This is a genomic window from Neobacillus drentensis, assembly GCF_036962125.1.
GTDB lineage: Bacteria > Bacillota > Bacilli > Bacillales > Cytobacillaceae > Neobacillus > Neobacillus drentensis_B.
Window position 1 is genome coordinate 12,356 of record NZ_JBALOA010000016.1, and the last position, 19,995, is coordinate 32,350.

At 39.9% G+C, this 19,995-nt stretch carries 26 protein-coding genes; 9 read left to right on the top strand and 17 right to left on the bottom strand.

Annotated features, from left to right (window positions below):
* Window positions 1-60: 60 nt before the first annotated feature.
* Window positions 61-405 (bottom strand): hypothetical protein, encoded by a 345-nt coding sequence (locus V7121_RS15790; RefSeq protein WP_335547172.1) that lies wholly within the window; start codon window positions 403-405, stop codon window positions 61-63.
* A 289-nt stretch (window positions 406-694) separates the two neighbouring features.
* Here V7121_RS15790 and V7121_RS15795 point away from each other — a divergent pair, with 289 nt between their 5' ends.
* Window positions 695-1,474: a Cof-type HAD-IIB family hydrolase gene (locus V7121_RS15795; protein ID WP_335547174.1), complete on the top strand. Its 780-nt coding sequence runs from the start codon at window positions 695-697 to the stop codon at window positions 1,472-1,474.
* Window positions 1,475-1,507: 33 nt separating this feature from the next.
* On the top strand, window positions 1,508-2,047 hold the full coding sequence (locus V7121_RS15800; RefSeq protein ID WP_335547176.1) for a GNAT family N-acetyltransferase: 540 nt from the start codon (window positions 1,508-1,510) through the stop codon (window positions 2,045-2,047).
* A gap of 56 nt (window positions 2,048-2,103) precedes the next feature.
* Here the strand turns inward: V7121_RS15800 and V7121_RS15805 are convergent, their stop codons facing one another.
* From V7121_RS15805 to V7121_RS15815, 3 genes are all read right to left on the bottom strand, one after another.
* On the bottom strand, window positions 2,104-2,409 hold the full coding sequence (locus V7121_RS15805) for a BC1872 family protein (protein WP_335501078.1): 306 nt from the start codon (window positions 2,407-2,409) through the stop codon (window positions 2,104-2,106).
* A 514-nt stretch (window positions 2,410-2,923) separates the two neighbouring features.
* Complete coding sequence (locus V7121_RS15810) at window positions 2,924-4,039, bottom strand: cysteine desulfurase family protein (protein WP_335501080.1); 1,116 nt, start codon at window positions 4,037-4,039, stop codon at window positions 2,924-2,926.
* 23 nt (window positions 4,040-4,062) lie between these two features.
* The gene (locus V7121_RS15815; protein ID WP_335501082.1) at window positions 4,063-4,791 is read right to left on the bottom strand and encodes a gamma-glutamyl-gamma-aminobutyrate hydrolase family protein; all 729 of its coding nucleotides are present in this window, start codon (window positions 4,789-4,791) and stop codon (window positions 4,063-4,065) included.
* 458 nt (window positions 4,792-5,249) lie between these two features.
* Between V7121_RS15815 and V7121_RS15820 the strand changes: the two genes are divergently transcribed.
* Together V7121_RS15820 and V7121_RS15825 are read left to right on the top strand one after the other, a co-directional pair.
* Window positions 5,250-5,486 carry a hypothetical protein gene (locus tag V7121_RS15820; protein WP_335501084.1) on the top strand — a complete coding sequence of 79 codons (237 nt, stop codon included), beginning with the start codon at window positions 5,250-5,252 and terminating at the stop codon, window positions 5,484-5,486.
* A gap of 136 nt (window positions 5,487-5,622) precedes the next feature.
* A complete protein-coding gene (locus V7121_RS15825) occupies window positions 5,623-5,811 on the top strand; it encodes a hypothetical protein (protein ID WP_335501086.1) in 189 nt (62 codons plus the stop codon).
* Between the two features lie 48 nt (window positions 5,812-5,859).
* On the opposite strand, the gene V7121_RS15830 is transcribed toward V7121_RS15825, so the two are convergent.
* Window positions 5,860-6,078 carry a hypothetical protein gene (locus V7121_RS15830; protein ID WP_335547178.1) on the bottom strand — a complete coding sequence of 73 codons (219 nt, stop codon included), beginning with the start codon at window positions 6,076-6,078 and terminating at the stop codon, window positions 5,860-5,862.
* Window positions 6,079-6,285: 207 nt separating this feature from the next.
* Here V7121_RS15830 and serC point away from each other — a divergent pair, with 207 nt between their 5' ends.
* A complete protein-coding gene (gene serC, locus V7121_RS15835; RefSeq protein WP_335547180.1) occupies window positions 6,286-7,383 on the top strand; it encodes a 3-phosphoserine/phosphohydroxythreonine transaminase in 1,098 nt (365 codons plus the stop codon).
* A gap of 58 nt (window positions 7,384-7,441) precedes the next feature.
* Here the strand turns inward: serC and V7121_RS15840 are convergent, their stop codons facing one another.
* Window positions 7,442-8,608 (bottom strand): pyridoxal-phosphate-dependent aminotransferase family protein, encoded by a 1,167-nt coding sequence (locus V7121_RS15840; protein ID WP_335501093.1) that lies wholly within the window; start codon window positions 8,606-8,608, stop codon window positions 7,442-7,444.
* A 147-nt stretch (window positions 8,609-8,755) separates the two neighbouring features.
* A complete protein-coding gene (locus V7121_RS15845) occupies window positions 8,756-9,757 on the bottom strand; it encodes an LLM class flavin-dependent oxidoreductase (RefSeq protein ID WP_335547181.1) in 1,002 nt (333 codons plus the stop codon).
* Window positions 9,758-9,985: 228 nt separating this feature from the next.
* Here V7121_RS15845 and V7121_RS15850 point away from each other — a divergent pair, with 228 nt between their 5' ends.
* The 3 genes from V7121_RS15850 to V7121_RS15860 are packed head-to-tail and all read left to right on the top strand — an operon-like array spanning window position 9,986 to window position 12,328.
* The gene (locus V7121_RS15850; protein ID WP_335497173.1) at window positions 9,986-10,123 is read left to right on the top strand and encodes a cytochrome c oxidase subunit 2A; all 138 of its coding nucleotides are present in this window, start codon (window positions 9,986-9,988) and stop codon (window positions 10,121-10,123) included.
* A 32-nt stretch (window positions 10,124-10,155) separates the two neighbouring features.
* Window positions 10,156-10,635, top strand: coding sequence for a cytochrome c oxidase subunit II (locus V7121_RS15855; protein WP_420490592.1), 480 nt, complete (start codon window positions 10,156-10,158; stop codon window positions 10,633-10,635).
* 16 nt (window positions 10,636-10,651) lie between these two features.
* Window positions 10,652-12,328, top strand: coding sequence for a b(o/a)3-type cytochrome-c oxidase subunit 1 (locus V7121_RS15860; RefSeq protein ID WP_335497175.1), 1,677 nt, complete (start codon window positions 10,652-10,654; stop codon window positions 12,326-12,328).
* A 62-nt stretch (window positions 12,329-12,390) separates the two neighbouring features.
* On the opposite strand, the gene V7121_RS15865 is transcribed toward V7121_RS15860, so the two are convergent.
* The 4 genes from V7121_RS15865 to V7121_RS15880 form a co-directional block, all read right to left on the bottom strand.
* A complete protein-coding gene (locus tag V7121_RS15865; RefSeq protein WP_335547183.1) occupies window positions 12,391-12,831 on the bottom strand; it encodes an SgcJ/EcaC family oxidoreductase in 441 nt (146 codons plus the stop codon).
* A 118-nt stretch (window positions 12,832-12,949) separates the two neighbouring features.
* The gene (locus V7121_RS15870) at window positions 12,950-14,122 is read right to left on the bottom strand and encodes a DUF3800 domain-containing protein (protein ID WP_335547185.1); all 1,173 of its coding nucleotides are present in this window, start codon (window positions 14,120-14,122) and stop codon (window positions 12,950-12,952) included.
* A gap of 310 nt (window positions 14,123-14,432) precedes the next feature.
* Window positions 14,433-14,633, bottom strand: a complete 201-nt coding sequence (locus tag V7121_RS15875) for a cold-shock protein (RefSeq protein WP_007083691.1) — start codon at window positions 14,631-14,633, stop codon at window positions 14,433-14,435.
* A gap of 208 nt (window positions 14,634-14,841) precedes the next feature.
* The gene (locus V7121_RS15880; RefSeq protein WP_335547186.1) at window positions 14,842-15,507 is read right to left on the bottom strand and encodes a carbonate dehydratase; all 666 of its coding nucleotides are present in this window, start codon (window positions 15,505-15,507) and stop codon (window positions 14,842-14,844) included.
* A gap of 380 nt (window positions 15,508-15,887) precedes the next feature.
* Here V7121_RS15880 and V7121_RS15885 point away from each other — a divergent pair, with 380 nt between their 5' ends.
* A complete protein-coding gene (locus V7121_RS15885; protein WP_335497184.1) occupies window positions 15,888-16,478 on the top strand; it encodes a guanylate kinase in 591 nt (196 codons plus the stop codon).
* A 45-nt stretch (window positions 16,479-16,523) separates the two neighbouring features.
* Here V7121_RS15885 and V7121_RS15890 read toward each other — a convergent pair whose 3' ends face one another.
* The 6 genes from V7121_RS15890 to V7121_RS15915 form a co-directional block, all read right to left on the bottom strand.
* Window positions 16,524-16,997, bottom strand: coding sequence for a redoxin domain-containing protein (locus V7121_RS15890; RefSeq protein ID WP_335497185.1), 474 nt, complete (start codon window positions 16,995-16,997; stop codon window positions 16,524-16,526).
* Window positions 16,998-17,085: 88 nt separating this feature from the next.
* Window positions 17,086-17,223 (bottom strand): hypothetical protein, encoded by a 138-nt coding sequence (locus V7121_RS15895; RefSeq protein WP_335497186.1) that lies wholly within the window; start codon window positions 17,221-17,223, stop codon window positions 17,086-17,088.
* A 41-nt stretch (window positions 17,224-17,264) separates the two neighbouring features.
* The gene (locus V7121_RS15900; RefSeq protein ID WP_335497188.1) at window positions 17,265-17,399 is read right to left on the bottom strand and encodes a hypothetical protein; all 135 of its coding nucleotides are present in this window, start codon (window positions 17,397-17,399) and stop codon (window positions 17,265-17,267) included.
* Window positions 17,400-17,594: 195 nt separating this feature from the next.
* Window positions 17,595-19,187, bottom strand: a complete 1,593-nt coding sequence (locus V7121_RS15905; RefSeq protein WP_335547187.1) for a long-chain-fatty-acid--CoA ligase — start codon at window positions 19,185-19,187, stop codon at window positions 17,595-17,597.
* A 190-nt stretch (window positions 19,188-19,377) separates the two neighbouring features.
* Complete coding sequence (locus V7121_RS15910; protein ID WP_335497193.1) at window positions 19,378-19,554, bottom strand: DUF2187 family protein; 177 nt, start codon at window positions 19,552-19,554, stop codon at window positions 19,378-19,380.
* Between the two features lie 124 nt (window positions 19,555-19,678).
* Window positions 19,679-19,957, bottom strand: a complete 279-nt coding sequence (locus tag V7121_RS15915; RefSeq protein ID WP_335547189.1) for a hypothetical protein — start codon at window positions 19,955-19,957, stop codon at window positions 19,679-19,681.
* Window positions 19,958-19,995: the final 38 nt, after the last annotated feature.

Here is a 19,995-nt window from a genome sequence, read left to right on the forward strand (position 1 = left end):
TAGACAGTAAACTAAGTTCAAAACTTATACTTTCATATCTTATCAAAAAATAAGACTCCCTTAAGTCGGAGTCTTATTTTTATTTTCATTAACTAGCAACATCTTATCAAGTACCTCCATAACCACCTTACTTCTCACTACAAGCGTATCAATCGATAACTTCATTTTCCCAGCAAAATCCCGGTACCTAGGGTCACTAGTCATAATCGGCGGAAGAACGGTTGATTGAAAGGTCCAAACCGCTTCATACCAAGGGGCTGTTTTAATCCAGCGGATGGGTCCTCTCATTTTCCTTGCAACCTCACCTAACTTATCCAGTTCTTCGAGCATCTTGTTTTTTTCTGCTTCTGTCCGAAAAGCAATCATCCCTTCAGAAGATCGAATCCTTTTTTCCATATTTTCCAAAACTTATTTCCACATGAACGTTTTTAGGATAATCTTCAGAAAACTTATTCAATAATGAAAGACCTTCATTACATTAGTTTACATAATTAAATTATAGTAAATATTTGAATCCCCTCACATAATAAATCTCTATCATTTGACTAGGAATATCCTGTAAATATATAATGAATCCCTCACTCAAATTTAAATACACGGAATAAACCTATCATAAGAGTGTTTTGCTAAGGTTTTCCATCAAACATGTTATACTTTCTTTAGATACATCTGTTAAATATTAGGAGTGTGTTTTATGAATTATAAGGTTGTCATCTTAGATATAGACGGAACCATCCTCCCGCATGGAAAAACGCTTAGTCATGCTACAAAGGATGCCATCGAGCGGTTACGAGCAAACGGTAAGGAAGTTGTTCTTGCTACGGGAAGGGCCCCATATTTTTCCGATTCAATCATAAAACAAACAGGCGTTACCTCGATGGTCTTTTTTAACGGAGCCTATGCCTTTCATCAAGGGAGAGAAATCTATAAGAGTGCCATTGATAAGAACGTGTTAGAAAGAGTTCATCAGTTGTCTAACCAACACAAACATCCGCTCACATATCTAAGTAAAACAAGCTTTAAAGTTACGGATTTAAGCCATCCCTTTGTGGTCGAAGCCTACCAGCAAGATCCGTGGAAGCCTGAACTTGCCCCGCCGCAGTTTTGGACGGATCAGGAAATTTATCAATTGTTTCTTCATTGTGATGTGGAGGAAGAATTACACTATCAAAGAGAGGTGCCCGAATTAGATTTCCGGAGATGGACTTCAGGTGCCAGAACCTGTGATGTCAATCTTTCTAATTCAAACAAAGCCGTTGGTCTCACAAAATTGTTAGAAAAGCTTGGGATAGCGCCTGACGAGGCAGTTGCCTTCGGAGATGGTTTAAATGATCTGGAAATGCTGTCATTAGTTGGAATGGGAGTCGCCATGGGAAATGCCCGCGCGGAGTTGAAAGAAGTGGCCAATATGGTGACGCTCTCTTCGGAAGAAGACGGTGTCCGTTACGGTTTAGAGCGCCTCGGTTTAATTTAAACTGAGCGCTCTTTTGATAAGGAGAGGGATAAAATGAATTTAACCTATCAAGTGATTTCGGATAATGAAATAGAATACTGCCGAGATTTATGCAATGAATTGATGGCCTTTCAAAAATCGAAAGCATACATAACACCGGAGTTGTTTGACAGCATGAATTTTGACACGCGGATGGTTCCGTCGATAAAAAGCGCCATCCACAATTATATTGTGATTGTGAAAGATGACGAGAAAATTGTTGGTTACGTCTATTCGAATATTTCACCTAAAGAGGCTTATTCCAATGACTTTGCCACTTTTTTTGACCTTTCTTCCGTTCGTAAAAATAATGTTGGTTGTTTAACACAATTTTATATTAAGGAAGAGTATCGTCAGTATGGGGTTGGTTCGAAACTTTTCAATATGTCGATGGATTGGTTACAGCAATTTAATGAGGTCGAGGATTATTTTATTTATGTCTCCAATGGCAATGATGACGCATTAGAATTTTATCAGCGAAAAGGATTTTCTGTTAGTCACGAGATTTTGGATGGGTTTATTACAGTGTTACGAAGCCATAAGAAAAGCTTGTAGATTGGGTCCAATTGGACTTTTTCTACAAGCTTTTTATATGTAATAGGGTGAAAAAGCTACAACCATCCCTCAGCGATTGAACTATTATCCGCGATGGTGAAGGCTGCATTCGTGATTGCTTGGGCTAACGTCTCGCCTGTTTCACAGATATCATTAAAGCAAGCTTCGGATACCCCATTCGTTGTATAGGTAAATCCAAATTCCTTTAATTTTTCTACGATTAGCATGGCGTGATCAAGGTTTTGCTCTGGTTGAAAATCAGAAACCGGAATAAATGTTTCAGATTCAAAATCGTACCATCGATCCCATCTATTTAATTTCCAACCTAGTATTCTACGTGCGATAATTTCCACTTGATTCATATCCTTCTGGCTCCTTTTCTCTATATTTTATTATTTTACCATTTCGGCGCGTGCAGGTCCTGCAAAATCATCTTCAATTTAATGAAACTTCTATCAGCTATGTTTTTTTCTAAAATTCCATAAAGAAAATACCAATTAGGGTCGGTAAATCTAATTAGAATAGCCAAAAAAGGGATAAATCACTCTCATTTGAGACCTGAACCGATTTTATCAGAGTGGTTTGGAGAGTTCTATGGGCGAATTTGGGTGTTCTATGGGCGAATTTTCGGGTTTAATGGGCGAATTCTCATGTTTTATGGGCTAATCTATGAGATTTATGGGCGAATACATAATCTCAACATAGATCCCTGAGTTCTATTGGCAAATTTTCAGGTTCCATCAGCGATTCCCTTAGTTCTATCAGCGAATTTTCAGGTTCTATCAGCGAATCTCTTAGTTCAATCAGCGAATCTGGATACACACGAATAACCTCTGATAAAAAAGAGACTAACAAGAAATGTTAGTCCCCTTCCCCTTAAACGATCCCTTTTAACGCCCCGACCACTTCATCTATTTCATCTTTCGTCGTAAACCGGCCCAAACTAAAGCGGATCGCACCCATTCCAACCTCAACAGGCACACCCATCTCCTTCAATACCGGTGATAATTCCACACTCCCGGCATGACAGGCCGATCCAGTTGATGCCGCCAATTGTGGAATCCCATCTAACAGGTCTTGACCTACTCTTCCGACGAAACTTACATTCAAAGTATTCGGCAACCGATCCTCCAGATGGCCATTTAGGACTACTTGATCCCCGAATGCTTCCTTTAATTGATTCCAAAAATAGTTGGTCAAATCCTTCAAACTATGATCCGCAACAAAATGCTTTGCAATCTCGCAAGCCTTACCTAAGCCAACTGCCAACAAGGTATTTTCCGTACCCGCTCGAACTCCAAACTCATGTCCCGCTCCATGGATGATTGGCTCCAGTTGAATCCCCTCTCGAATATACAACGCCCCAATTCCTTTCGGTGCATAGAGTTTGTGCCCGGCGATTGTGAGCATATCTACTTTTAACTCATTTACATTTACCGGAACTTTTCCAACCGATTGAGAAGCATCGGTATGAAAGTCAAACCCATGTTCCTCTGCTAATTCCCCAATCTCTTTGATTGGTTGTAAGGTACCTGTTTCATTATTAGAGTGCATAATCGAAATCAAAATTGTTTCTGTCGTAATCGATTTTTTTATTTCTTCTAGTGAAACCTTCCCATATTGATCCACGTCTAAGTATGTGACCTTTGCCCCAATCCGTTCTAGAAATTTGCAAGGGTTCATTATCGCTGGATGTTCAATTTTAGTGGTAATGATGTGTTTGCCTTTATGCTGGTTTTTAAAATAGAAACCTTTTAAAGCAAGATTATTAGCTTCGCTGCCCCCGCTTGTAAAAATAATCTCTCGAGGGGAACAGCCAATTAAATCAGCCACTTGTTCCCTGGCCTTTTGTAATAATTCTTTTACTGGTTTCCCCGCCCAATGTAAGGCTGAAGGGTTCCCGTAAAAATCTTCCAAGAGCGGCTTCATCGCTTCAATAACTTCAGGGGCAAGCGGTGTGCTGGCATTGTAATCAAGATAAATTTTATCCATTAACTGATTCATCCCCTTCAAGTTTAGACAGTGACTTTCGAGCAACTTTTGATAAATTCAGTGAACATCTGATTCATCTTTGTATTGGTACTTGCCATCGATTCTGGGTGCCATTGGACACCAAGCGTAAATGTGGTTGGATGGATATACTCCACCGCTTCAACAATCCCGTCAGATGATTGGGCAACCACACGAAGTTCTGAGGATACTTGACCAATTGCTTGGTGATGAAGGCTATTCACACGGACCCGTTCAGAGCTAATAATGTCAAATAATTTACTATCCTTTGCAATGCTTACCCAATGGGTATCCAAACTTCTATCAATCTTCTGTGCGTGCTGGATGGAAGCAGGAACTTGAGATGGGATGTCCTGAATTAAGGTACCGCCGAGGGCGACATTCAAAATTTGAACACCTCTGCAAATGGCCAGCAGCGGGATATTGTTATCGAGTGCATATTTTGCCATCGCTATTTCCGCTAAGTCTCGCTCCGGCGTAGTTGGACCTAATTCTTGATGCGGATCCTGATCATAAAGCTCGGGGTCGACGTCCTCTCCCCCGCTGAGGATAATTCCATCACACAATTCAAGCGTTTCTAGTGCTATTTCAGGATTAATATATGGAAGGATAATCGGTATTCCTCCATTGACTGCTACACTTTTATGATAATCATGGTGCACATAGACACCTTCCATATAGTCGTTATGTTTCACGTAGGCACCTGTAATGCCGATAATCGGTTTCTTGCTCATGTTTCTTCCCCCTAAGCCATAGCTGTAATCTATTAAATATCTTATCATATTACATTTCCACAGGAGTGTATTTTTCTAACTGAATTGAATCGTCTGCTGAAAAAAATTTACATAATATTTACGTTAACTTCATATATTCATTTGTATTGAGATTTTACAATATTATTAAGTTAATCAAGGATGGAGAGATAAAATGGAACATGTCCTTTACAATGGAAAAAAATATATTATTCTTTATAAGTATAATTCTGGATACTGTGAAATTAAGGAAGTAGAAAGTATCTATAATATTCAGTTGGTTCATTTATCCGAATTGACCAATATTAACTAATAAAAGCTGGAAAAGGTCACGCAACCTTTTTCAGCTTTTTTCTGTTATATACGAAAAGAAAATCTACCCTTGAAATGAATAAATGACCACCATTCCTCAAACCATATGAAAAAAAGGTGGTCATCACATGAGTAATTGGCATCTCATTTTGTCTGGTATCGCATTGTTAGTGTTGATTGGCGGTTTAGTATTTACCTTAGGGACAGGAAGAATGGTCAGTACCAGATCGAGTGAATTCGATACACCGATTAACGAAAAAACGCAAAAACATCCCTATTTATTGAATCCAGTATTTCTGGTCTGGATTATCGCCATTGCCGCTATTATTTTTTATGTCATCTATCTAGGCTTTAATTACTATTGATAATGCAGCGAAAGGTTATCCGGAACTATAGGGGAATCCTTCTCTTCTTGATGTCATATAGGAAGTACAAAAGTCCGCAACTTGAATAATCCCTTAGATACAACATAACCTATATTTGTTCAGGAGGTGAGATAAGATGTCGAATCAAAATAAAAATAACAGAAGTGTGACAGAAGGTATTAAAGAAACTGCCGGTTCTGCATTTCATACGATTCATAGTGCATTAGAAACCACTGAAAACGTGGCAATGAGCGCAGTAGATGCAACTAAAAACGTTGTCGATAATTTAACGGATAATGACAACAACAAACGAAATCGTAAATAGTGATTTAAAAAACGCCAACTCGCTTCACGCTGGCGTTTTTCTTTCGTATCAATGCAACTTTTGAACTTCCTTATCAATCAATTGTTTTTGACGATCTATAATTTCTATTGCTTGGTCAGAAATGTTGATTAGTTCCATATATAAATCGTTCGATGACTCAACATCCCTCTCCTGAACTTCCGCCACAATTTTTTCGACGATTTGCCGTCTCTTATGGCCGACTGACCTTAACTCTTCACCTAAATTCTCTAATTGATTTAAATCCATAATTTTCCCTCATTTCATTTTTCATAAAAATAATATACCCAATTGGCTCTAGACTTATCTAAAAAGGATGGAATGTTTCGATATTCTTCTGCTGTGTATTTATTTTTTTAAAAAAAGTAAAGGTTAAGCGTTTTCAAAATTAAATTTATTTTCCGAATTTTTTATAATTGTGATATAGTCAAGGAAAGAAAAAATGGAGTGATTAAAATGAAGGTAAAAGTCCACCGTACGTATAATTTTAATGCAGGTCCTTCCGCTTTACCCATTTCGGTTTTAGAAAAAGCTCAGTCAGAACTGATTGATTTTCGAGGTACGGGCATGTCTGTTATGGAACTCAGCCACCGCAGCAAAGCCTATGAGGAGGTACATAATCAAGCGATTGAAAGATTAAAAGAATTGCTGTCGATTCCTGATACACATGAAGTACTCTTCTTACAGGGTGGTGCCAGCCTCCAGTTTTCAATGATTCCGATGAATTTTTTACAACCTGGGAAAAAAGCCGGCTATGTCATGACAGGTTCATGGTCAGAAAAGGCCTATACAGAAGCCAAACTATTGGGTGATGTGTACCATGTGGCTTCCACCAAAGAAGGTAATTACCGGAGCATTCCAGCGGTGGAAGAATTACAGTACAATTCAACTGACGCTTATGTTCACCTAACCTCTAACAATACGATTTATGGCACACAATGGAAGAACTTCCCTGACACTGGTGAGGTACCATTAATCGCCGATATGTCGAGTGATATCCTGTCTAAGCCTATTGATGTCAGCAAGTTTGCATTAATTTATGCGGGTGCGCAAAAGAACCTTGGACCTTCAGGTGTAACGGTTGTGATTATTCGCAAGGACTTGCTTGAACAGGCAAACCCAACTATCCCAACGATGTTGAAGTACAGCACGCACTCTAAAAACAACTCCTTGTATAACACTCCGCCAACCTTTGGCATTTATATGCTTGGTGAGGTGCTTAACTGGGCTCGTGAATTGGGTGGATTATCTGCTATTGCCGAGCAGAATGGGCGAAAAGCGAATTTGATCTATGAAACCATCGACTCTAGTAATGGTTTTTACATTGGCCATGCTACACCGGACAGTCGTTCCCTCATGAACCTTACCTTTAATTTAGCATCGAAGGACTTAGAAAAGAAATTCTTAGAGCAGGCTAAACAGGAAGGTTTTGTTGGTGTTAATGGTCACCGCTCGATCGGCGGATGCCGCGTCTCTGCTTATAATGCCGTTCCAGTTGAGGCCTGCCAAGCATTTAAGGAATTTATGATCCAATTTCAAACAGAAAATAGCTAACCGAAAAAATCACCCTCACCGGGTGATTTTTTCTCTTAACGGGCTTGATAAAAGAACATTAAACTCGTAGTGCTACTTTCTTCTTAAAGCAATCGACTGCTTCCATGATCTGAACAGGATAGCCTAACTCATTCAGCGTATCTCCAATCAGAACAATGGCATCCTCGAGCATTTTTTCTGAAGTATTTCCCATATGACCAATGCGAAACGCTTTTCCCGCCAAGTGAGCAAGGGCTCCCGCTACGATTACCCCTTTTTTGGCGAGACAGGCACGGAATGCAGCATCATCGATTCCATCTGGATAAAGAATACAACTAAGTGTGGCGGCAGCAGCCTCTTCTTCCGCTAACGCCTTCATCCCATAGACAGCCAGTGCCGATCTTACCGCATTTCCGAAGGCAGCATGGCGCTTGTATCTTCGTTCCATTCCCTCCTCTAATACCAGTTTCATTCCTTCATCATAGGCATAAATGAGATTGACCGGTGGAGTGGCGAAGTACTTTCCGGGGTCATTCATAATGGGAATCCAATTATAGATATCACAATAATAAGCAGGAACTCGTTCAATTTTCGCACGTGTCGCAAGAGCTGTTTGATTAAAGGCAACGATGGCCAACCCGGGCGGTACACCAATTGCTTTTTGAGAACCCGTTAAAATAACATCAATTTTGCCATCGACACCATCATATACTTTGCTCATATCCTCTTCCATTGCTGCAGTAGCGCACACACCATCAAGAATGACAAGCGCTTGATGTTTTTTAATCATTGGCACAAGGACGTCTAAATTGGCAGCGACACCTGTAGACGTATCAGCATGGGTAATGGTCACCGCTTTAAAGTTTCCATTCGCTAATTTCTCCTCGACAGCACTCGGAGATACTTGTTTTCCCCATTCGGCTTGCAGGACCTCAACTTCTATGCCAAATGCTTCACCTAATTTAATAAAACGGTCTCCGAAATACCCGTGACTAATTACTAAAAGCTTTTCCCCAGCTGCAACTGTATTGACAAGCGCCATTTCCATTGCTACTGTTCCAGACCCGGAAATAACAAATACTTCCCCATCCGTTTTCAGCATTTCCCTTGTTTTCTCGATTGCATTTTTGTAAATAGTCACAAATCTTGGGTCTGTGTGCCCTCGAGTCTCCTGTCCAAGTGCGTCATAAATTGAATCAACGACTGGCGTTGGTCCAGGTATGAGGAGCATTTCTTGATTCCGCATTATTTTTCCCCCTAACTACCAGATTTTACATAATTATATTTCGATATTAAACGATTAATACCTTTATCTCATTTATGTATAAATGGTGAACACAATAGAAAAAGACCAGAGGGAAACGGCTGTCCCCTCTGGTCTTCTTGCATTCGTTTACTTTCCATCAACAATTTCTTTTAATATTTCATACGACCGTTTTTGTTTTTCCGTGTCATAGATATACGAAACAGCCATCAGTTCCTCGACTTGGTAAGCATTCTGGAAAGCCGTCAACTGTTGGCGGATAGTTTCTTTGCTTCCTAAAAATGTTACACTTTGCTTCGTTGCAGCCATTTCTTTTTCTATTGGGGTCCAAATCTCATCCAAACTTTCCACCGGCGGCTGTAGTGGATTTTGGGTACCACGAACGACATTTAAGAAAAATTGCTGCATCGTGGTCGATAAAAATTTAGCTTCTTCGTCTGTTTCCGCCGCAATGACATTACAACACACCATCATATATGGTTGATCCAAATATTCAGAAGGCTGGAAACGATTCCGATAAATCGAGATGGCTTCTTCCATAAATCTTGGCGCAAAGTGTGAGGCAAATACATATGGCAGACCTAAGCTTGCCGCTAGATAGGCAGAATCAGTCGAAGAACCAAGGATATAAATCGGTATATTCGTACCGACACCAGGATAGGCTTTCACATAGCTTTGCTGCTCTTCTGGTCCAAAATAGGTTAGTAATGCCTGCACATCATCGGGGAAGGTATAAACCGAATCATTTTTCGAGCGTCTTAAGGCATTTGCCGTCATCATATCTGTGCCAGGAGCTCGGCCGAGTCCAAGGTCAACTCGGTTCGGATAAATCGTCGCCAATGTACCGAACTGCTCAGCCACAATCAGCGGGGAATGATTTGGGAGCATAATCCCGCCAGAACCAACGTGAATGGTATTCGTATGTTCTAACACATGTTTGATTAAGATCGATGTGGCTGAACTGACAAGTGTCGCAGTATTATGATGTTCTGCAATCCAATAGCGCGCGTAACCCATGCTCTCAACGGCTTGCGCAAGATCAACCATCGCCTCAATCGCTTGACTCGGACTGTGTCCCTTCCGAATCGGCGCTAAATTCAAAACAGATACAGGTATATTAATTGATGCCATATTTTTAAATTCCTTTCTCCATAGAGATTACTACTATAGTAACAATAGAAATGCAGAAATCAAAAATAAATGCTTAGAGGAAAAAGGGTGTCAGGTACCATGTGAAGTTTTCACATGGTACCTGACACCCTTCTCTTTATAAAACTTTCTATCATGCAATTATGAAATTGGTCTTTTTGGTAAATAACTGTCTAATGGGTAAGTAATGGAAATGAAAGGGGTGGTAGTATGACTCAGCAGGGAAAAACAACCTCTGATGCGACGGAAAAAGAAGAGTTACGCGGAACATTTTTTTCCGTTTTGATTATTGGGTTCCTTATTCTTCTCTTTTGGATCGTCATGTTCTATGTCTATATCAAACGATGACCACTACTTTATGGAAATGACAGGAGGATTATATGTTTAGTAATATGCATTTGCCCCGCTACGAGCGAATCTGGCTGACGATTGGGATCACATCGTTGTTTATATTCCTGATCATTCTCGGAACGTTAGCAATTGGACTTGGATTACAGCCGCCAGGCCATATGAAAACGGTCCCGCCTGAACAAGTCAGAACGAGTGCACCTTTTAATAAGCCTGCTCTTGTTCAAATTGGCCCAAACGAGTACAAAGCAACCATGGTTGCGCAAATGTTTTCCTATTTACCAGGTGAACTCGAGATACCAGCCGGCTCCACCGTGCACTTTGAAATTACCAGTCCCGATGTCGTTCACGGACTTTACCTGCCCCATACCAATGTCAATATTATGGTGATACCAGGACATGTGGCTGAATTTACCTACACCTTTAAAAAGGCTGGAGACTACCTCATGCTGTGTCACGAATATTGCGGGGCGGGACACCAGGCAATGATGGGGAAATTAAAAGTAGTCTAAAGAAGGAGTATGTGTTATGGAGAATACATTACGCGATCGCTCGTCTGATCAGATGAGCTTTCATGTTCAGGACCGGCGGCTCATCCTCGCTCACCTTGGTTTTGCTTTTATTGCGTTTCTCATTGGAGTGGTGGCAGGATTGGTCCAAGCCTTGCAGCGGACGGGGTTTATCACGCTTCCTAGTAATATTGGGTATTATCAATTGTTAACGGCGCACGGAGTTTCGCTGGCGCTTATTTTTACCACCTTTTTTATTATTGGCTATCTGTATTCGGGCCTTGCTAAAACATTGGGCGGGAAGCTATTGCCTTCCGCTAATATGGTTGCCTGGATTGGATTTTACATGATGGTGATTGGGACACTGTTAGGCTTGATGATGATCATAACAAATGATGCGACCGTTCTTTACACCTTTTATGCTCCCATGCAGGCTTCACCAATCTTTTATATTGGGCTTGCATTAGTCGTGGTGGGTAGCTGGTTAAGCGGAATCGCTATTTTTATGAATTACCATCATTGGCGGAAGAAGCATCCTGGTGAATCCTCCCCGTTGTTTGCCTATATGGCGGTTGCGACAATGGTGCTTTGGCTCATTTGTACCGTCGGGGTTGCGATTGAAGTCCTCTTCCAATTAATTCCGTGGTCCTTAGGTTGGACGGATAAGATTAATGTCGAACTCAGCCGGACTTTTTTCTGGTATTTTGGCCATCCGCTCGTTTATTTTTGGCTGCTGCCAGCTTATATTTATTGGTATGTCCAGATTCCCAAGATTATAGGCGGAAAAATATTCAGTAATTCCTTGCCGAGATTAACGTTTATTTTATTTATACTATACTCAATTCCTGTTGGGTTTCACCATCAACTGATGGAGCCCGGTGTTTCTTCATTCTGGAAATTCCTGCAGGTAGTCCTGACGATGCTGGTGGTCATCCCCTCACTGATGACCGCGTTTGCATTGATTGCTACGTTTGAATTAGCCGGACGTAGCAAAGGGGCAAAAGGTTTATTTGGTTGGTTTACTAAATTACCGTGGAAGGATGTCAGATTCGTCTCCACCTTTCTCGGGATGCTGATTTTTATCCCCGCCGGTGCTGGCGGTGTCGTTAACGCTAGTTTTCAATTAGATCAGGTCGTTCACAATACCCTGTTCATTACCGGTCATTTTCATATCACGATTGCCGCAGCGGTAATCTTAACCTTTTTTGCGATTGCCTATTGGCTCGTACCTTCATTAAGGAACCGGCAATTAACCCCATTTGCCAACAACTTGGGGTTAATTCAATGCTGGATTTGGACAATTGGGATGTTAATTATGTCAACAGCTATGCATATAGTCGGTGTTCTCGGTGAACCGCGCCGCACGTCCTATACAACTTATAACAACCATCCTGCTGCTGAGGTGTGGGAACCGTACCGACTCTTTACAGGAATCGGCAGTATTATTCTATTTTTGAGTGCGGTACTATTTTTGATTAACATTGTTTATTTATGGTTCTTTGCACCAAAAGCAGAAAGCGAAGTTGATTTTCCAATTGGAGAAGTGGGGGAAGAACAGCCGAAACCGCCAGCCATTCTTGAACGCTGGTCGGTTTGGATTGGGATTACGATTGCTTTAGTCATCATCGCCTACACGATTCCTGTTATCCATATGGCCCAGCATGCGCCAGGATCCCCACCAATTCGCAGCTGGTAAAACGGTCTTATAATACACAAAGGCATCCTCCCGCTTTGGAAAGATGCCTTTTTTAAACCGTTCTATTGTAACAACTCTCTTAACTCTTCTGTCATTTGTTCTACTAATTCTGGTCTGCCGTGAAACTGAGCGGGAGTATTTTGAAACAGTTGGATCTGCCACTCTCCATCTCTCTTAACAACAACCAATGTATGATGCGTGTTCACGTTTGGATTAAAATCCGATTGACCCGGAGGCACCATTCCAGCGATTGCTCGCAACAAAGCAACCTCAGAACTTAAAAAACGGACATCCTTAACTTTACTGACAAAGCGTGCGGTTGGATGATGATCAAAGATTGGTCTTAAGTGTGAGAATATTTCGTGTCTGCCAAGCGATTGACTGCCGTCAAATCCGATACTCTCACCATCTTCAATAAATAGATTTGCCATTCCCTCCGCACTGCGCTCATTCCATGCATCTATTAGCTTTTTATAAACTGCATGTACATCATTAGATTCCATACTTTTACTCCTCTCATTGCTTTGATTTTATGGTAAATCAAACATCCCCTTGTTTTCAACTTTCGGGTTAGGCTAACACCAAATAAAGGTCAGTCCCAGTTGGACTAGGACTGACCTTTTATTCCATAACCAATATTTTTTCCATTTCAATGATTTTCTTCAGATATTCATATTCATTGTTTTCAAGTATATCGATTTCATTGTTTGTGGCCAGTAAAATTTGATTGCGGCACTTAGATATTCTTTGAATCATCGGGTGGATGGTCAAGCTTGATAAATGAACAAAATCATATAGGTCAGCTAAACAAACCGGCAGTTTATAGCCTTTATTGCTGCTGGCAATTAACAGTCCTCTATCACGCAGTTTTGAGACGATGTTTGATCGAAAGTAATGATGATTGATTTTGTTCACTCTTATAGCATTTAGGTTATCTAAAATTTCTTGGGTAAAAACATATTCATTTGGATTTTCTCTCAGGTTGAATAACAGAAATTTGAGGAAATCGATTCTAATTTTCTCGTCAAGTTCTTCACTTCTTTTATTTTTTTCAAGATATTGAAGGGCTAAGTTTACGGACTGTTTAAAAATAACCTCATCAAAGGGATGGTCCTGATTCCTGGATATGTAATCATGATAGTAGTTTGTATAGTTCTGCGGCCATAAATTAATAGCAATGGTTTTCTTTTTTAGGATTTTATTAAAAAGAGGATAATCCAGAGAGAGCTGTGTTCTATCATACCCTTGCGCAAGCGTTCCCGCTATAAAATTAGCTAATTGAAGAAGGAGTTCTGATGTACTGTTGTTAAATCCAAAGGTGGTGTAATTAAATAAATCGGGGATAGTTTTTTCCATGATATAGGTTTTAAATTCTGTCATGAATTCATTCGTTCCCTGTTCAACAAGAACAAGATCAAGTTGGTCAAACGTTCGTTTTAAGTCATCATAAATCAAGCGATTTATGTATTTAATAAATGTCTTTTCGAATGTAATCCCGTTATCTTCTCGAATTTTTCTTTTATCGACTACATAGGCATAGATATTGAAAGGTAAATCCTTTAGTTCATTTAATAGTTGAATTCTTAGATGAGGATTGTCTATTTTATCAGATTGAATGGCTTCATTTCGAAAATACTTTTCTCTAACCTTATCAATCTCCTGTTCTAATACCGCTTTATTAGACTCTTTTGCTAGGATAGCAACGAGAATAAAGTGGGTAGAGACATGTTGATTTTCAAAATCAAACCCATAATCACCAGACTCATCTATAAATGCAAATTGGATATCGTCCATTCTCCCACCTCACCCAAAATTTCTTACTTTCTTTACTTATTTCAACAATATAGGATGAAAACCCTTCAAAAAGGTAAATTTCGCCTTAATATGGTTAAGAGTGTTTTGGAATATAATGGTAAGGGGTAGATAAAAAAATGATTAGGGAATACTATGATTGTGTGTTATACTCTGTATACCATTTGCTTTACGTTATTCAGATATCCGCCCTACTCGACTGCCGAGTAGGGTTTTTTATTGTTTTTGCATGTTTTTATAGGCACAAAAAAAAAGACTCTACTAGAGAGTCTTTTTTATCTATTGGTTTTTATTATGCTTTGCGAACGTTAGTAGCTTGGGGTCCACGTTGACCTTGTTCTACTTCAAATGTTACAGCTTGACCTTCGTCTAAAGATTTGAAACCTTCGCTTTGGATAGCTGAGAAGTGTACGAATACGTCGTCTCCTGCTTCACGTTCGATGAATCCGAATCCTTTTTCTGCATTAAACCATTTCACTTTACCTTGTTCCATTTGTTGTTTCCTCCTCGTGTGCATTTGCACACATTGTGTTACTATCCTTGCTCAGATCTTCAAGACAGAAAGTTTAGCACTTATTATCCTACCGACAAACAAAAATAATTCTTCTTTACTTTAACAGAGATTGCCTAGTAATGCAAACCTACTTAACGGATGATTTCCTTGCAAGGTGCAATTATAAGTCAAAGCGATTTAGATATGTTTAACACGAAAGTCCACATGTACACTTGTTTTTTCCAAATAAAATGGAATAGGCTGCCGGAAATTCCTGATTAACCCGCTGGACTTCTTTGGCAAACTCCACTTCATCTTTCGGAACTGGGGATAAGGAATCCGCCTTCTGCTGCGAATCAATATGGGCCCCAGGCGGAACAAAGCTGCCCGGCTTAACAGTTACTCCCCCCGTAACAACCGCTTCGGAGGCAATAAAACTCCCCTCGCCAACATGCGCATGATAAACAATTGCCTTAAAACCGATGAAAACATTTCTATCAATCTGACAGGGACCATGAATGAGCGCCCCATGCGCACAGGATACCTCGTCAGCAATATAGATCGAATATTTTTTTTGGTCCACCTCCAGCTGTTTGTTTTTTAAGCCGTGAAGGATCACACCATCCTGTAGATTACAATTGCGCCCAATATGAAATGGCGTCCCTTCATCTGCGCGAACACTGACAAAAGGAGCGACAAACGTATTCCTCCGAATCGTGACATCACCGATAATACAAGTGAACGGACTTAAAAAGGCTGATTTACTTATTTTTGGAAAAATTGGTGTTGGATTGACGGACGTGGGCGGATTCGATCCAATAAAGTAACTATACATATTAAAAGGTCCATTTACATGATTAGGATAGCTCCACAAAGTAAATTCCCCTTTCTAATCCTTGAATTTTTCATTTTCTTACTACATATACGTAGGATTTCAAGATTCATACCAAATTCCAGTCATTGTATGTATCGTTCTAAATTTGTCATTCGTTCGTGTTAATGGTAAAAAGGCGAAGAATAGTTTGATAGTTAAATAGTAAAAATAGATATAAATTAGGAGAATTACCCTGGAATTTTTATAGAGTAAAGGTTTCATATATTAAAAATAGGTCATTACAGTCTATCAGAAATTCAGAAAAGTCAAACTTTCAGGCTGATATCTGTTATAATAAAATTATCCCAATCCGTCCATATTATGGTGTAATACTAAAAAGCAATTGCTTTTTTATATAATTCATTTTTAGGAGGTTTTCCATGTATAAAATTAAGAACAAAGAAAAACTATTTATTTACACTGGGCCAGATGGTTCTGGCAGAAAAACGATTGCCAAAATGGTAGCAACCGCGTTTGATATGGAAACGGTTCTCTCTTACACCACTCGTGCCCCTCGTCATTACGAAATAGATGGAGAAGACTACCATTTTATTAATGAAGACACCTTTAAAAAGATGCAAGAAAATCAGGAATTTCTTGAAAGTGTGGATATCGATGGAATCCACTATGGCATCCGTGAAGAGGATATTGTTAAGGCGTTTGAATCCCATAACCTTGTTTACCTTACATTAAATCCTGAAGGAACCGAAAAATTAAAGCAAATGTACGGTGAGCGTGTAATGCGCTTTTTCATCTTTGCTGACCGCGATACCGTGATTGAACGGCAAAAGGAACGCAAAGATAATGATCAAGACATTGCCCGCCATATGGCCCATTATGATGAAACAATGAACTATAAAACGAGCTGCGAGCACGCCTTTGAAAATTACGACCTGCCTCAGGTTTCCTTTCAAATCAGCGAAGTGATCGAAGTCTTCCTTGAAAGAGGCCTAGACGTAACAGACTATTAGAAAAAGGTGTCAGGCACTGGTTCAATCGAGTGCCTGACACCTTTTTTATTGCTGGGTTAATTTCTCAAGTTCATTAAAAACTGCTTCATAATCCTCTTTCTTATCTGCTTTAAACGAGGTGTTTATGTAGGTTATCAAGCCAGCTTTATCGATCACAAAGACGGAGCGAATCGCTGTTCCACCTTTTTCATTCAAAACATAGTAACTTTTTACCGTTTCTTTAAACCAATCCGATAATAACGGGTATGGCAGGGTTCCCATGCTCGCTGCAAACACCCGATGAGAGTGGATATGGTCGACACTAATCCCAAGAACTTCGGCATCTAATTGCTCAAATCGTTTGTAATCCTCTTTCCAAGAGGAAATTTCCTTAATTCAGCCGGGTGTAAAGTCCATCCCATAAAAGGCTACGACGACGTTTTTCTTGCCACGATACTCTGACAAGACGATTTTTTCTTTTGTCGTCGCCGTTAATGAAAAATCTGGAGCTATCTCACCAACCTTTAATGATGTTTCCATGTTATTTCCACCTCCTTAGTTTATTCAACTCCTAACACTGATTAAAAAGCACTCACTCCAATGATTATGTAAACCATAATTTTCAACTCTATTTACGAGTTTCGTTCTGGATTGAAACATGCTGTGGGCGTTTTGGATAGGTGCCCTTCTCATCAGCGGGACCTGTAAGATCATTTCTTTGGTCCAGAACTTCCCCTGTGTATTCAATGGGATTTTTCTTCGTCATTGTTGCTCACCTCACATTATTGACCCATTCAAATTGCTTCACTAGCTTTGCTTATTTTGATATTTCATTTTCTGCTCAGCTTCGCTCATATTGGGGTTACTTCTGGGTTTACTTTTGCTTAACGCTTTCTTTAATTCAACATTGGCATCATCATCGGTATTATACTTTTGATCCATCCTGTGCTCCCTCCTTTTTGTTTTATTATGAACCTAATTTACAGGTTCATTCTTGGATCATTTTAATAACGAAGAAATCTAAAAAAAAAAGACTTCCAAAGAAGAACTTCAAAATTAGCAGCAAAAGGTTCTATCCGGATACGAAAAAAAGGAGCCCTTTCTCATTAAAGAGGAAGGAACTCCAATCTCAGCTAGTTAATTAACTCTTTTCGGGCCGGCCCAGTACATTTCTCTTAACCGGAATTTTTGCAGTTTCCCTGTTGCTGTTTTGGGTAAGGCAACAACAAATTCCACTGACTTTGGAGCTTTAAAGTGCGCAAGTTGTGAACGGCAAAACTGAATGATACTATCTTCAGTTACTTTGGATTCAGGCTTTAAAACAATAATTGCTTTTGGAACCTCGCCCCACTTTTCATCAGGTATTGCAATGACGGCCGTTTCCAATACATCGGGGTGCTTATAGAGGACTCCTTCTACCTCTGTAGAAGATATATTTTCACCACCAGAAATAATCAAATCCTTCGCACGGTCTCGTATTTCAATGAACCCATCTGGATGGGTTACAGCCAGGTCACCGGTATGGAACCAGCCATCCCTGATTGCCGCCGCGGTCGTGATTGGATCTTTATAATATCCTGACATCACGACGTTTCCGCGTGTGATGATTTCACCTAATTCTTCTCCGTTCCATGCTACTTCTTCTCCGTCTTGATGAACGACTTTTGTTTCACCATTAAATGCAAGTTCAATTCCTTGTCGTGCCTTGATTTCGGCTTGCTCATCAGCTGGCTTGGTATCGAATTCTTTTTTCCACTCACAGTAAAGGATGAATGGGGAGGTTTCCGTCAGACCATACACATGAATCATATTTAAGCCAAGAAGCTCTTGTGCTTTTTGAATCAAGACGGCTGCTGGAGGTGCCCCGGCAGTTGCCATCCGAGGGCTGGTTTGAATCTTAATTTCTTTCACCTTTGGCTCATTAACCAACATATTGACAACCGTTGGCGCACCGCATAGAAGTGTGATCTTCCTTTTCTCAAATAAATCAAGAATCAACGGCGGGTCAACCTTTCTTAGACAAACATGCGTCCCGCCTGCTGCAGTCAGCGCCCATACACCACCCCAGCCATTGGCATGAAACATCGGCAATGTATGAAGATATACATCATCATGATTGACACCCAAATGATACATGAAATTAGCCGCATTTAAATAATTGCCACGATGCGTAAGCATGACTCCCTTAGGTTTGGAAGTCGTGCCACTTGTGTAATTTAACGTGAGCAACTGATTTTCATCAATCTCTACCTTTGGCAGCGCAAGCGTTTCCAAAGTATTCTGAAGAAAATCCTCATAATCTACACCAGTTAACGACGTATTCTTTCCTGGTACTGAAACAATTATCGTTTTTTCAAGCGAAAGATTGTCGATGATTTTTTCAATTGGACCGCAAAATTCCTCATCAACAATTAACATTTTCGCATCACTGTGACGAATGATATACTCCAAATCATCCGCTGATAGCCTGTAATTTAGCGGGACCATGACAGCACCAAGCTGGCAGATTCCATAGAAACATTCCAGCATATAATGCGTGTTAGGCAGCATAACTGCCACATGGTCATGCTGACCTATTCCTGCTTGATACAGGGCAGCAGAAAGTTGATCGACGCGCTTGCCAAACTCCTGATATGTAAATTCCTTGTCACCATCGATAACCGCTGTTTTATTCGGATAATACTTGACCGCCCTGCGTTTCCAGTCTAATGGGGTTAATGGGGAAAACATATAACCAACTCCTCTTTAGTATATGAGAGTGATGGGTCATTTTTTCGCGTTTTGGTCCCTTTGATGTTTACATCACAAGTCTATTCTTGTACAAAAAATAGGTATTTGTCAATTAATAATTTGATTTTTCTGAATAATAATTTCTACATAAAAAAACGAGTGGAGACCGCTCAGCCCACACTCGATGATCCTACTTTTTAATTTTGTAATTTTTATGGTTGACAATAGTAGTCAGTGGTTCATCTTTTTCCTTTGAAAAACCATATTGAACCATAACCGAATTTTCCCTAATTCCAGAAACGACACCTTCATACTTTTTTCCGTCCCGTTCAAAGGAAATTGTATCACCTAAATTTGCCGTTGCCATTTCATCACCTCGCCTATATATTGTCCACAAATTTTTGAAAAAATACTTGTTTTTCAGCAGTTAGCCAATAGAAAAAAGCCTTTGGCTGGCAAAGGCTTCGCTGCTTTTATTGAAAAAACAACACTTATGCAAACGTACCTTCTAAAATCATTTCATTGATGGTTTGCCTAAATCCCCAAATGATTTCAGATAACATTTCGAACTCAATATCAATTTCTTTAATATCCCAATAATTTTCATTTTTTCGGTGGTAGGTAAAATTTCCATCCTGATACTTCATAATCGTGAGTGTTCCATTGGGACGAACCGTGTGTAAAGTCAGAAAATATTTCGTACCATCCAGACGGGCATACTTTTCAAAGTCATGAAGAAATCCATTAATTTCACTCATTCTCAAAATCATCACTATTCACTCCTGATCTCTTATTCTTAAAAAAGGAT

What these genes read in the sequence shown, in the direction of transcription:
- V7121_RS15795 (WP_335547174.1), top strand. Translation starts at nt 695, where the DNA reads ATGAATTATAAGGTTGTCATCTTAGATATAGACGGAACCATCCTCCCG.
- V7121_RS15800 (WP_335547176.1), top strand. Translation starts at nt 1,508, where the DNA reads ATGAATTTAACCTATCAAGTGATTTCGGATAATGAAATAGAATACTGC.
- V7121_RS15805 (WP_335501078.1), bottom strand. Translation starts at nt 2,409, where the DNA reads ATGAATCAAGTGGAAATTATCGCACGTAGAATACTAGGTTGGAAATTA.
- V7121_RS15810 (WP_335501080.1), bottom strand. Translation starts at nt 4,039, where the DNA reads ATGGATAAAATTTATCTTGATTACAATGCCAGCACACCGCTTGCCCCT.
- V7121_RS15815 (WP_335501082.1), bottom strand. Translation starts at nt 4,791, where the DNA reads ATGAGCAAGAAACCGATTATCGGCATTACAGGTGCCTACGTGAAACAT.
- V7121_RS15820 (WP_335501084.1), top strand. Translation starts at nt 5,250, where the DNA reads ATGAGTAATTGGCATCTCATTTTGTCTGGTATCGCATTGTTAGTGTTG.
- V7121_RS15825 (WP_335501086.1), top strand. Translation starts at nt 5,623, where the DNA reads ATGTCGAATCAAAATAAAAATAACAGAAGTGTGACAGAAGGTATTAAA.
- V7121_RS15830 (WP_335547178.1), bottom strand. Translation starts at nt 6,078, where the DNA reads ATGGATTTAAATCAATTAGAGAATTTAGGTGAAGAGTTAAGGTCAGTC.
- serC (WP_335547180.1), top strand. Translation starts at nt 6,286, where the DNA reads ATGAAGGTAAAAGTCCACCGTACGTATAATTTTAATGCAGGTCCTTCC.
- V7121_RS15840 (WP_335501093.1), bottom strand. Translation starts at nt 8,608, where the DNA reads ATGCGGAATCAAGAAATGCTCCTCATACCTGGACCAACGCCAGTCGTT.
- V7121_RS15845 (WP_335547181.1), bottom strand. Translation starts at nt 9,757, where the DNA reads ATGGCATCAATTAATATACCTGTATCTGTTTTGAATTTAGCGCCGATT.
- V7121_RS15850 (WP_335497173.1), top strand. Translation starts at nt 9,986, where the DNA reads ATGACTCAGCAGGGAAAAACAACCTCTGATGCGACGGAAAAAGAAGAG.
- V7121_RS15855 (WP_420490592.1), top strand. Translation starts at nt 10,156, where the DNA reads ATGTTTAGTAATATGCATTTGCCCCGCTACGAGCGAATCTGGCTGACG.
- V7121_RS15860 (WP_335497175.1), top strand. Translation starts at nt 10,652, where the DNA reads ATGGAGAATACATTACGCGATCGCTCGTCTGATCAGATGAGCTTTCAT.
- V7121_RS15865 (WP_335547183.1), bottom strand. Translation starts at nt 12,831, where the DNA reads ATGGAATCTAATGATGTACATGCAGTTTATAAAAAGCTAATAGATGCA.
- V7121_RS15870 (WP_335547185.1), bottom strand. Translation starts at nt 14,122, where the DNA reads ATGGACGATATCCAATTTGCATTTATAGATGAGTCTGGTGATTATGGG.
- V7121_RS15875 (WP_007083691.1), bottom strand. Translation starts at nt 14,633, where the DNA reads ATGGAACAAGGTAAAGTGAAATGGTTTAATGCAGAAAAAGGATTCGGA.
- V7121_RS15885 (WP_335497184.1), top strand. Translation starts at nt 15,888, where the DNA reads ATGTATAAAATTAAGAACAAAGAAAAACTATTTATTTACACTGGGCCA.
- V7121_RS15895 (WP_335497186.1), bottom strand. Translation starts at nt 17,223, where the DNA reads ATGACGAAGAAAAATCCCATTGAATACACAGGGGAAGTTCTGGACCAA.
- V7121_RS15900 (WP_335497188.1), bottom strand. Translation starts at nt 17,399, where the DNA reads ATGGATCAAAAGTATAATACCGATGATGATGCCAATGTTGAATTAAAG.
- V7121_RS15905 (WP_335547187.1), bottom strand. Translation starts at nt 19,187, where the DNA reads ATGTTTTCCCCATTAACCCCATTAGACTGGAAACGCAGGGCGGTCAAG.
- V7121_RS15910 (WP_335497193.1), bottom strand. Translation starts at nt 19,554, where the DNA reads ATGGCAACGGCAAATTTAGGTGATACAATTTCCTTTGAACGGGACGGA.
- V7121_RS15915 (WP_335547189.1), bottom strand. Translation starts at nt 19,957, where the DNA reads ATGATTTTGAGAATGAGTGAAATTAATGGATTTCTTCATGACTTTGAA.